Annotated in this window: 1 protein-coding gene; it reads right to left on the reverse strand. The window is 49.8% G+C overall.

All coding sequences use genetic code 11. The features are described 5' to 3' along the window. Positions 1 to 4: 4 nt before the first annotated feature. On the reverse strand, positions 5 to 13,429 hold the full coding sequence (locus KY305_RS17195; RefSeq protein ID WP_316252459.1) for an SDR family NAD(P)-dependent oxidoreductase: 13,425 nt from the start codon (positions 13,427 to 13,429) through the stop codon (positions 5 to 7). Position 13,430 lies beyond the last annotated feature (1 nt).

Genomic DNA, 13,430 nt, shown 5'->3' on the forward strand with positions numbered 1-13,430 from the left:
TCTCTTAATTGAATGTTTTCCAAAACATTTCTTTCGCAGGAAGTTCTTTTTCTTTTACTGGACGGGCCGTGTTTTCTGCTATTGCCTTCCGTCTTAATGGCGGTACCGCTAGCGGCTGTCTTTTCTCTATGGTGTGATCTTCCTCCTGCCATGCTTCTACTATGACGTGGGCGTTTGTCCCGCCGTCGGCAAAACAGTTTATGGCTGCGGCCGGTCTTTTTGCAGCCCAAGGGCCGGCTGTTTTATGAAAATAAAAATCAGTTTCTTTTATATCAAAATGCGGCATCGGCTCATCTCCTGACAAAAACGGAACCGTTTCTTTATGCTTCAGCATTAGGACGACCTTAATAAAACTGGCGATGCCTTCTGCGCACAGCGGATGCCCGATGTTCGGCTTAATGGAGCCTATTCCTAATGGCTCATGATTATCAGAGCGGTATACGGACTGGACCGCCTTCAGCTCAAGTAAATCTGTCACCGCCGAACCTGATCCGTTTGCTTCAAGGTAGGTGATGTCTTCCGGTTTTTTACCGCTTTTTTCAAGCGCGGTTTGCATCACGTCTTTTTGCGCCTGCAAATTAGGTGCAGACGGTCCTGCCGTCCGGCCGTCATTATTTATGGCGGCGGCCTTGATGACAGCGTATATAGAATCACCGTCTTTTTTCGCTTGGCTTACCGTCTTTAACAGCACCATACCGACGCCTTCTCCTAAGACAACGCCGCCTGCCCGTTTGTCAAACACATGGAATGACGGTTTCTTGCTTAATAGCCCCCGCTCTTGGAACATCCGGTGCGCCGCGTCTGTATGGAGCAGGCTGACGCCGCCCACCACGGCTGCTTCGATATCACCGCTCCTTAGTGACTGAACGGCCATGTTCATACCGACCAGCGCCGATGAACAAGCCGTATCCAGCACGATGCTCGGACCGCGCAGATCAAAAAACTGCGACACATTTGCGGCTAAATAGTTTTGTCCCCCCGCGACGATCGGATTGCGGGTTTTAGCAAGACTTTCTTGATCAGGCTGATGCTGGCTGCGTCCGCCGATATACACACCGGCCTGCATGCCCTTTATTTCTTCACGGATATAGCCGGCGTGGCACCAAAGTTTTAAGCTTTCTTCTAATACCGCCAATGCTTGAGGGTCCATCGCCTTCGCATCGTTTTCCGGTATGAAGAAGAATTCGGAATCAAAGTGATCCATGCCGTCAATCATTCCCGCTACAAACTCATTTGGATACCCAAAACGTTCAGCAGGCACTGCGCTTATCGCAGAACGGCCTCCAGACAGCAGGTCCCAATATTGTTCAAGGGATTCCGCTCCCGGAAATCGGCAGCTTAGACCAACAACGGCGATGTCTTCTGTTTGCGTCTTCCGCTGAGGAGCATCGTCCGCCGCTTGGACGGCAGGCTGCTGTTTTGTTGTTTCAGGCTCTTGCTGTTCTGTAAACAACGGCTTCTGATTTGAGACAAGCCATGCTGCAAACGCATCTATCGTCGGATGCTCATATAAAACGGACGGATCTAAATCCTCTTTGAGCGCTTGATTCATTTGCTGTAAAAGCTGGGCTAATATGATGGAATCCACTCCGTAATCCTGGAACGGTTCATCGGTTTCCAGTTCATCAGGAGCGATTTTCAGCTCGTCGGAAAACAGTTTCACAAGCCAAGCTTTTGTGTCAGTGAGAAGACTTGAGCCTGCCGTTTGTTTCACTGTTCCGTTATACACGCTGTCTTTTGCTTCTCTCTGTATGGCCTCTTGATTTAACAGCCTATCGGGATTCCATCCGTCTGCATGAATGACGGCCGGAAGGACTGCGGGACGGATGTTTTCCGATAAGATGCTGTCTAAAAGCTGAAGCCCTTCCGCATTTGTCAAACCTAACAGTCCAGTCTGCTTTAAGCTTTCTGTATGGACTTCCCCCAATCCGGTTTCTTTCCAATTCGGCCACTGAATGCTGACCATCGGGTATTGATCTTGATGAGCAGCCGCGAAATAGTCCATGTACGCATTCGCCATCGCATAATCCGATTGTCCGGATGCGAGAGCCGGAATGACGGCTGATACCGATGAAAATAAGATGAAAAATTGCAAAGGCTCGTTTGTGAGCAGGCTGCTTAATGTTTGAAGACCGGCGATTTTCGGTTCCATCACCTCATGTATGTCTTCGGCCGTCTTCCTGATAAACGCGGGATTTGTTGTATTTACTAATCCCGCACAGTGAATGACGCCGCCAATCGGCCCCATCGTGCGCCGGATGGTTTCGATACCGGCTTGTACGGCATCGCGGTCAGACAGAGTCATGTTGAGTACCGTAACTTGTACGCCTCTTGCTTCAAGCTCTTCAATCGCCTGTATTTTCTCTGCAAGCGGTGTGTTTGCCGCTTTGAAGGATGCCCGCTCCTCACGCGGAGGGAACGGCTCCCGGCCTGTCAGCACTACTTTTTTCACTCCGTGCTTTTCTGTAAAGTGGCGGGCGCATAAGAGGCCCAGTCCTCTCGTCCCTCCTGTAATCAGAAGCACGCGGTCTTTCGGAAACGGAGCGGGCTTCAACTCAGCTTTCTCACCCATCGGTATTTCCCGGTAGCAAGCCCGGTATCTCTGCCCGTTTCGGTAGCAGACTTCCGGCTCTGTGCTGCCGGCAAAAAATTCATCCGCAATTTGCTTGGCAAGCACCTTTTGTTCAGTAAAAGGATCTGCATCCATGTGCCTTGATGCCACGCTTTTGTATTCACTTTGCAGCATTCGGTACAGCCCGCTTTTCGCTGCTCCCGACAGATGAACCGTCTCCTGCTGAAACGGCTCCAAGCCTTTTGTAACACTTAAAAGCGTTACTGAACGCCCTTGACGGCGGCTGTTCTCAATCAGTTTCTGAAGCCAGCTGATCCCTTGTAAAGTCTCCGTTTCGTCCCCGCATCCGGTCAGATCAACGGCGCCCGCTATCTGATCCCATTCAGTATGTGCGTCATCAGCCGATTCGATATCAAGAATGGCAGATTCAGCAAAATGTTTAGCGGTTTCCTCAGCAAGCCCTATTGTCTTCTGATCAGCTAATAAAATGACGGTTTGGCGGTTTTTGCTTTTGACTGATTGGATTTGGCACGGTGCCCACTGCTTTTGTAAAAGCCGGGTCTCCCGCATGTTTCCGTCTTCTTGTAATCCAGCTTTCGGCTGGGGCAGCCAATACGGCTCTTTTGCAAACGGATAAGCCGGCAAACTGATTCGGCGGGGCTTTTCGCCGCTATAGAGCCTGTCCCAATCAACCTGAAGCCCTTTTGCCCATAATTCAGCGATATTGGACCATTTTTTCTTTTGAAACCATGATCCAAGCAGCTGCTTCAGATCATCATCCGTTTCAAATGTTTTGATTTCGCTTTTAGAGGCTTTTACGTGGGCAGAATATACGCCCTCGCTCGTTTTGCCGTCGATAAAATCCGTCAAACGCCTGATCAGCTCTTCTTTCGAATCTGCTGTAACAGCGAGGCGGTAATCCATTGCGTCCCTCCCGGTTTGAAGGGTATACGCCACATCAGAAAGATTCAGCTCTCCGCTCGCTTTTGCGAAGTTTTTCATAGACTCGGCATAAGCCTTTAACTGCGGCGCCTTTTTCGCTGAGAGAACAAATATGTTTGTCTCATCCGGCTGCCTGTTCCCGCGCGTCTTCGGCTGATACTCCTCAATAACGAGGTGGGCGTTTGTGCCGCTGTAGCCGAAAGAGCTGACACATGCCCGCCGCGGCGTATCGCCGGATTCCCAATGTTTCAGTTCTGTATTGACATATAAAGGCGACTCATCAAAGGCAAAATGTTCATTCGGCGTGTTGAAATGAAGCGTAGGGACAAGCGTCTGATGCTTCATGGACATCAGCACTTTTTGTACGCTTGCCACACCTGCCGCAGCTGACGTGTGTCCGATATTCGATTTTACAGAACCGATGGCACAGTATTGTTTGCGATCCGTTTTCTCTTTAAATACCGACGATAGAGCTTCTAATTCAATCGGATCGCCCTGCTTCGTTCCGGTGCCGTGCATCTCCGCATAGCTGATGCTTTCAGGGTGGATGTTGTGCGCTTCATAAACTTCACGCTCTAAATCCATTTGGCTTTTCGCGCTTGGTGCGGTAATGCCGTTCGTTTTGCCGTCTTGGTTAATGCCTGAACCGATAATGACGCCGTATATATGGTCTTGGTCGGCTTCTGCGTCTTTAAGCCTTTTCAAAACGAGCGCACCCGCACCTTCACCAGGCACAAATCCATTCGCGCTGTTATCAAATGCTTTGCATTGACCGTCCGCAGACAGCATTCCGGCTTCACACATGCTGATGTATGATTCAGGCGTTAAATACAAGGTGACACCGCCGACGAGCGCCATATCGATTTCATGGTTTACCAGCGCCTGGCGCGCCAGATGAGTGCCGACAAGTGAAGATGAGCAAGCCGTATCTATCGGAATGGCGGGCCCTTTCAAATTGAGATAATACGGCAGGCGGGCGGCGGCGATGCTGAAGCTGTTGCCCGTGGCGCTTCCCCCTGACTGATGTTTGTTAAGCATCATGCCGTATTCATTGTTCATAATTCCCACATATACGCCGCATTTTTTCCCGTTTAATGTCCTTGCGTTATAACCCGCATCCTCAAAGGCTTTATAGCCCTCCTGTAAAAATATCCGGTGCTGAGGGTCCATCAGTTCGGCTTCTGAAGGAGAAATATTAAAGAAAAGCGGATCAAACTCCTCAATATCATCCAGCATGCCGATTGATTTGCAGTACACTTTGCCTTTCTTGTTCAATGCCGGATCGTAATATTTGTTCACATCCCACCGGGAAGGCGGTATCTCGCGGATTGAGTTTTTCGCTTGAACTAAATTGTCCCAATACTTGCCGAGATCCGGCGCATCAGGATACCTGCCCGACATACCGACGATGGCGATCGCATCCTGCCTCTCCTCTTTCGGCGCTGAGTTAACAGGTTCCGTATCACGTTCCTTTTGAACCGTTATTTGGATCGGCTGCACCTGCTTTTTTTCCGAAGACGCCGCTTCCTTTTTCAGTTCGGGCGGGCGTTCTGGAGGCGCCTGCTTTTTTCCGCCCCTGCCGGCCAGCTCTGAATGCAGAAAGTCTGAAAATTGGCGGATTGTCGGATAATCATACACTTTGGTGACGTTACAGTCTGTGCCGTACCGTTTATTGACGGCCTTGACCCATTCCAGACCGGTAATGGAGTCCATTCCTAAATCAATGAATGCTTCATCAATGTCTGCTTCATGAGGCTCCATGTACAGAACATCAGCCAGCGCTTTTGATAACTCGTCATGCAGCGCCTCAACCGGTTCATCTGTCTCAGAAGATGCAGCTGTTTCAGACATCGCCTCTCTGATGTCAGCAACTGCATGCGCCTGTACACCTTGCCGCTCAGTCAAAGACTGTAACGAAATGTTTGACGGCTTTTCTATTGCCGGTATTTCAATCTGTACGGCCTCAGCATGGTCATGTACTGTTTCCGCGCCAAGCTCGTCTTTTAAAAAATCTGCAAATTGGCGGATTGTCGGGTAATCATATACTTTTGTGACCGTAATGGATGTGCCGTATGTTTTATTAATCGCCTTTATCCATTCCAGTCCGGTAATCGAATCCATGCCGATGTCAATAAACGTGTCGTCTTGGTCAATATCATGAAGATCCATATATAAGACATCTGCCAAACTTGCCGTTAATTCTCCGCTTAAGGCTTCAGCCGAAACCGGCGAATGGTTAACAGGCTGTGCAGCTCTTTTCGGTTCCGGTCTGTTTAAAGGCTGTAATGCGATATGTGCCGGCTTCTGACTAACAGTCTCATCCGCAGGCGGCGCTTCAATGGCCGGCTTTACGACGGCTGCCGGTGTGATCGGCTCCGGCCGTTTTTCGATTTGTCTGCCGGAAGGCATATCCGCCGATTTGTCAATCCAATAGCGGTCTTTCGTAAACGGATAAGCCGGGAGACTGATTTTCCGCGGTTTGCCGGTCTCGTATAACCTGTTCCAATTAAGCGGAAGACCCTTGACCCAAAGCTCTAATACTTTCGCGGCTTTGCCTTTTGCAAGCCAGGCATCAATGGTTTTTTCCATATCTTCATCAGCCGCAAACAGCGCCATCGTGTCTTTATTTTGTTTAACCTGTCCGCGGTACAGCAGGTCAATCGAATCCTTGCCGCTGGTAAATTCACCAAGCTTTTCTTCAAGCTCCCGTAAATTGCGGACAATCAGCCCGAGACGCTCCTCCATCGGTTCACGCCCGATTTGCAGCGTATAAGCGATCCGGCTCAGATCTGACTCTTGATAATGTCCGCTTTGAATCGCTTCAAGCAGCCGTTTTGCCCGTTGCTGAAGCCTTTCTTCATTTTTTGCAGAAAGGACAATCATGACCGGATGCGGTGCTCCAAAAGCAGTATCCTTTTCTTCTTCCAGATACTCTTCAATGACAATATGGGCGTTGACGCCGCCTGCTCCGAAAGAAGAGAGTCCCGCCATTCTCGAATATTCCGTGCTTTCTCCGTTTTCATTTATGACCGGTCTCTTCCAATCTTCAAGCGTTTGCTGCACTTTAAACGGCGTACTGAGAAAATCAATATTCGGATTAAGCGTTTTGGAATGCAGCGAAGGCGCGAGCTGTTTGTTTTTCATTTGCAGCAGAACCTTTGTCAAGCCGGCGATGCCCGCGGCGCTCTCACAGTGGCCGATATTTGATTTAGCCGAGCCGATTGCGCAAAACTGTTTATCTTGTGTTTTTTCTGAAAAGACTTTCGTAAGTCCTGTGATTTCAATCGGATCACCGAGTGATGTTCCGGTGCCGTGCGCTTCGATATAGCTGACCGCCCTCGGATCGGCTCCCGCATCTTGGAGCGCCCGTTTTATAACGGCAGCCTGGGCATTCGGATTAGGGACGGAATATCCGTTTGTTTTTCCGTCATGGTTTACGGCCGTTCCTTTAATCAAGCCGTAAATATGGTCACCATCCGCTTTTGCTTTGGACAGCGGTTTGAGGAGAACAGCGCCCACGCCTTCACCAGGCACATATCCGTCTCCCCCTTCTCCGAAACTTTCACATCTGCCTTTACTTGATAAAAATCTGTTTTGCCCGAGCATCAAGTACTTATTCGGGTGAATGGATACATTGACACCCCCGGCAAACGCGGCCTCGCATTCCCCGTTTCTTAAGCTTTGGCATGCCAAATGGATGGCTGTCAAAGAGGAGGAGCACATTGTATCTAAAGCGATGCTGGGCCCGTTAAATCCGAAAACATAGGAAGCCCGGTTTGCGATTGACGACGGATTTCCGGTCAGGGCAAGCGATTTTCCCCGCGCTTGTTCCTCGGCTCCGTACAGCTGGTATTCCTCATACATGACGCCGACATAAACACCGACATTTGCTCCCAGCGGATCACCGGCTTTTTTATTCAGATTTTCCCGCGTATAGCCGGCATCCTCCATCGTTTCATAGACACATTGCAAAAATAACCGCTCCTGCGGGTCCATCATTTTTGCCTCTCGGGGTGAAATATGAAAGAATTGCGGATCAAATTTATCCACGTCTTTCAGAAATCCTCCCCATTTCCCGTAGGTCTTGCCTTCTTTGTCTTTATCAGCGTCATAATAAAGGCTGTGATCCCAGCGCTCGCTTGGAATTTCTGTAATGCAGTCTGTGCCTTCCTTCAGGTTCTTCCAAAACTCCTGAAGGTTTTCGGCTTGCGGATAACGTCCTGACACACCGATTATGGCGATATCTTCGCGTTCAGGCTGCTGTTTTTCGGGCGCCTCTGTGCGTGTGCGGGCGAAACCCTTTTTGCCTTTGGCCTTGAAGGAAGCAGGTCTGACCTCCGTTTTCACAGGAGCAGCAGGCTCCGCTGAAACGGCTTCCTCAGTTTCCACTCCTAAGATTTCCAGTAAGGTATCACGGTGTGCTTCGATAAAATACTGTGTTAATGATTCAATATTTTGGTATTCAAAAAACAATGTTTTTGATAATGAACCGAAGCTCTTTTCCAGACGGCCCGTCAAATGCATAATCATAATGGAATCGATTCCGTAGTCTTCCATAGGCGCTTTGGCGTCAATCCGGCTGACCGGAAGTTTTATCACCTCGGAAAGCACGTCTTTCAAATAATGCTCTGCTTTTTCTCTGAGCATTTCTTCTTTGTCCGCTGAAAGATTCGTTGGTTTCACAGCTTTGTGATCGCTTGCTGTTTTTCGCAGAAACGCGCGGATTTTCGCCGCGAATCCTTCTGTTACCATGACTTGGGCTTTCTTTGCCGCCCATCCGCGGTACAAGGCTTGAATACCGTTTTCGGTTTTCATAGGAACCATGCCGCTTTCTTTTGTCAGCATCGCTTCTGTTTCCGCATCCACCCTCATGCCGCCGTCTTTCCAAAGCGGCCAGCAGACAGAAAGGGTGCGGCCGAACCGCTCGTCCGCCGCTTGCTGCCGGTTTCTTTTTTCACTGAACGCGTTCATAAACGCATTCGCCATCGCGTAGTCCGCTTGGCCCGCGCTCCCCGCACTTCCCGCGCCTGAGGAGAAAAGAATCAAAAAGTCCAGCGGAATGTGCTTCGTCGCATCATCGAGATGAACCAGGCCGGCGACTTTCGGAGCCAGCACCTCCCGGATTTCCCCTTGCTGTTTTTTCAAAATGTAATTGTCTTTTATCGTTCCGGCGCTATGGATGATGCCGTGTAAGCCGCCGTATTGCTTCCGGATATCCTCCGTGAGTGATTGAACCTCTTGTTTTTCGGCCATATCCGTTTGTCTGTAGACTGCGTGCGCGCCAAGCGCGGACAGCTCTTGAAGCTGTGCTTTCTTTTGATCATCAAGCAAAGAGCGCCCCGTGAGAATGAGCACGGCATCTTTCGTTTGCTGCGCGATTTCCCGTGCGAATAAAAAGCCGAGGCCTCCCGCGCCGCCTGTAATCAGATAAACGCCTTTGTCCTTCCAAGGCTTTTCGGCGCCGAACCGTTCCAGACCGGTCTCCTTCCACTCAGCCGTATATCGCTTGCCGTTTTGATAGCGTATATGCTTGTCATCCGGACAGAAGCTGCTTTCTGTCAAGTGTTCAGACAGCACACCGGCCTTAATGCCGGGCTCCAATTCGATGAGCTGGCAGGTCAGGTTCGGGTTTTCGAGCGCTGCTGTTTTCAAAAGCCCCGTTAAACCGCTGAGGAGCTCCGTATCGGCTTCAGCCGGCACAACAATTTGAAGCAGCTCCCGTCCTCCGGATTTTGAGGCGAGGATTTGCTGCACCACTTCAAAAGCTTGGAGCGCACAGGCTTCAAACTGTTCGTCTGCGCTCTTTTGATGATCATGGAGCACCTTACAGCTGAAGTCTGCTTTCATTCTATTCATCTGTTCTGTAAACCTGTCAGAAATCAGGACATGATGCGCTGTGTAATGGATCGGCGCCTTCATTTGTGAAACGGTTTTTTCTTCCCATACATGCTCAAATAACAGTGTCTCAGTCTTTTCCGTTTCTATCGTTCTTGCAGAATAGCCCGTCATTTTCACACATACATTGCCGTGCTCGTCGCACAAGTCAATATCCAGTTTTTGCACGGAATCTCCCGGCTTACTTTCCCCGCTGTATGTAATCGATACCCACATATCGCTTTCACAGCCTCTGAAGATATCAATCTGTTCGAGGGCAAACGGCAGCATTGGGTTTTTGTCAATCCCGCCTTTTTCAAGCTTCAAACCGATCGTCGCGTGGAATGCCGCATCAAGCAGGCTCGGATGCAGGACAAATTGATCTTTTGTATGCGCAGCTGTAAATGGGAGTGACAGCTTTGCCAGCACTTCGTTTTCCCCTGCATACATTTCCGTTACCGCTTTATGAGCGTCTCCGTATTCAATCCCCATCTGCTTATAAGCCTGATAACATTCGGCAGGCGTGATCAAACGGCGTGATTCTTTCAGTTTCCTAATCTCGATTCCGGCCGGTTCTTCCGCTTGAACAAAAGCGGCGCTTCCTTGTGCGCAGAGGACAGGCTCCTGTTCTGGGTGGTCCGGCTCTTTATAAATCTCATATGACATTTCGCCATTTTCTTCATGATATAAGCGAAGATACAATTCGGCGCTTTCTTCCGTTGCCGTAAACGGACGGATCCACACGATATGTTTCAGGCGGATTACGCCTTCTTCCCGTGTTTCTGCCGCTTGTTCAACAGCTGCCCGCACCATTTCCAGATAGGCCGCGCCCGGTAAAGTACGCTCGTTTTTTACGATATGATCCTTCAGGAAAAATTCAGTGCCGCTAAAGGATGACCGGAAGCGGACACCTGACATGTTTGATACATTTTGATGCAGCAAAGGGTGCAGAATGCCGGCGGTTTGTTCCTGCGTCTTTTCTCTCGGCTCTGCCTGAGGCACCCAATAACGTGTTTTTTCAAACGGATAGGTCGGCAGGCTTATGCGGTTTGGCTTGTTTTCTCCATATAAGAGATTCCAATCCAGTGTGCCGCCGCCGGCCCATCTTTCAGCAATCGTCTCCAGCCCGCCGTCAGAAAGCAAATGATGTATCAAGCCGGGAGCAAGCTCTGTCCGTTTATCTTTATCCGCCCTGCCTCTGAAGCACCCGCTGATATCTTTGCCTAGAACAAAAGCCTTCAGCTGCTCTGTCAGCTGAGTCATATCCTCAGCGAGGAAAACAACCCGTTCCTCCATTTGCTCACGGCCGATCTGGAGTGTGTATGCCGCATCTCTCAGCTGCAGGCCGGAATGGAGAAATTCGGACAGCTTTGCCGCGTACGCCTGAAGCCGCTCCTCATTTCGGGCAGAAAGCGGAATGAGAAATGTCTGATCTTCTGACGGCTCTGTTTTTTTCTGCTCTGATTCATTCGGAACAAATTCCTCCAGAATGATATGCACATTTGAACCCGTTGCCCCGAACGAGCTGATTCCCGCGCGGCGCGGGTACACAGCCTCTTTTCCGTTTTCTGTCATGACAGGCTTTTGCCACGCTTCTGTTTGATGCTGGACGTAAAATGGCGATTGTTTGAAGTCTAGGTACGGATTCAGCTCCTCTGAATGTAAAGACGGCACCAGTGTTTTATGGTGAAGCTGCAGGACAACCTTGCTTAAACCGCTGATGCCCGCCGCTGATTCCGCATGCCCCATATTGGATTTCACTGAACCGATGGAACAGAACTGCTTGTCCTGTGTATATTGGCGGAACGCCTTCACCAGCCCTTGAATTTCAATCGGATCACCTAAAGAAGTACCCGTTCCGTGCGCCTCGATATAGCTGACCGTGCGCGGGTCGATTCCCGCTTTGTCCAGACACGTCTCAATTAAATCGGCCTGGGCAACAGGACTCGGGACAGAAATTCCGCTCACTGCCCCCACGTGGTTAACGGCACTGCCTTTTACAACAGCATAAATACGGTCGCCGTCTTTTACCGCCTGCTTTAACGGCTTTAATAAAACAGCCCCGAGTCCTTCTGCCGGAACATAGCCGTCTCCATCTTTCCCGAACGTATGGCAAAGGCCGTCGGTGGAAAACATGTCCCACAAGCCGTAGGTCAAATATTTATTCGGATGCAGCGACAGATTGACCCCGCCGGCTATTGCCGTTTCACATTCTCCGCGGCGAATGCTTTCAAGCGCCAGATGCACTGCCGTCAGCGAGGAAGAGCAAACCGTATCAACCGCCATGCTCGGCCCGTGGAAATTACAAAAATATGAAACTCTGTTTGCAATTTGCGCATAATTAAGAGAAAGCGGAAACACATGGTCTTCAGATGAAGCCTCAGCTCCGACCAATGTATAATCCTTGTGCATCACCCCGGCAAAAACACCGACACGCTGCCTCTTATTCCGTCCGCGCGGCTCTGCCAGCGTCTTCGGCGTATAGCCGGCATCCTCAATCGTTTCCCAGCACGTTTGGAGGAACAGCCGCTCCTGAGGGTCCATGGTTTCAGCTTCTCGCGGCGTAATTCGGAAAAACTGAGGATCAAAACAATCCGGATCATCAATAAATCCGCCCCATTTTGATATTTTCTTCCCCGAAGGCGACTCTGCATTTTCAAAACGGCGCCAGTCCCAGCGGGATTCCGGGATTTCGCTGACACAGTTCTTTCCTTCTTTAAGGTTTTCCCAAAATTCATGAATATTCTCGGCCTTCGGGTAGCGGCCCGCCATGCCGATAATCGCAATATCCTCATCTTGCGGAACGCTGCTTTGCCCGATTTCAGGTTTCATCACCGCCGGCTCGCTTTTTTTCTCCGGCGATACAGGTGACGCGCTGAAATGTTCCCCGTATTGCTTCGTAAGGAAGGCAGCTAATTCTGCTACGGTTGTATATTCAAACAGCAAGGTCGGAGAAAGGGTTTCACCGATTTTTTCACTTATGGTTTCGACGACGTCAAGCAATCCCGAAGAGGTCAGACCCATCTCATAGTAGCCGGCCTGCGTATCAATCTGTTCAATCGTCTTTTCCATTTTTCCCGCCATAAGTTTGCTGACATACTGTTCTGCTTCCTCGTACGGATTCTCTCCTTCAAGAGATGCGGAGACTTCCGTTAAGCCGGAAGCGGGAGGCGCAGGTTTCGCCTCGGGCTTATGGTTTTTATTAATCAGCTCGGCACCCCGCACGAGCTTGCTTGTGAAATCTTTCAGCTCAGCTACTTTTTGGCCGGAAGCGTTGAAAAACTCCAGCATGATGTAAATAAGCTCTTTTTCCTGCCGAAGCGACGAACGTTTGATCCTCGTGATGCACCCGGCCTGCAAGGGTTCGGAAGCGGTAAAAGATTCATAGAAAAGAGGCAGAAACAGCCTCTTTTCCCCATTTAACATAGACGAAATCAATTTATTGGCACCTACACCGCTTCCGTCAAGGAGAGTCGGATGGAACAGAAAACCATGCGCTTGCTCCATCGCGTCTTTCCCGAGGGACAAAGCAAGCGTTACACCGTCTGCCCCCTCAAACACTTCTCCCTCCGCTTTCATATATCCGCTGTGAACCAATTCCTGGCTTCTGCACTGCTCATACAGTCCATTCAAATTGACAGTTTGTTCGGCAGCATGTTTGATTTGGCTGAGATCAAGCGTGTCATGAAATACCGCGGGTGAAACCAAATGCATTTCAGCTTTTACGTATATGTGTTCTTCCGGTGACAATCGCCCCCCGCTGTACTCTTTTCCTTTTGCGGCGATTTTCCAGCGCCCCTCTTTTACCTCTGTACAGTCGATCGTAAGCTTAATGGCAGTGTCCTCTTTCGCAATAAGCGGCTGATAGATTGACAAATGGCGCAATTGAAGCTCAGCGTAAGAATAGCCCCGCTCTTTGAAAATTTGATAAAACATATCTATATAAGCCAATCCCGGAAGTACTTTTTGTCCGTAAACGGCATGGTGAAAAATAAACGGATTTTTTAGCGATAAAGTGATTTGCTTATTGAAGTTCTTCACG

The organism is Bacillus sp. YC2 (assembly GCF_019891195.1).
Taxonomy (GTDB): Bacteria; Bacillota; Bacilli; order Bacillales; family Bacillaceae; genus Bacillus.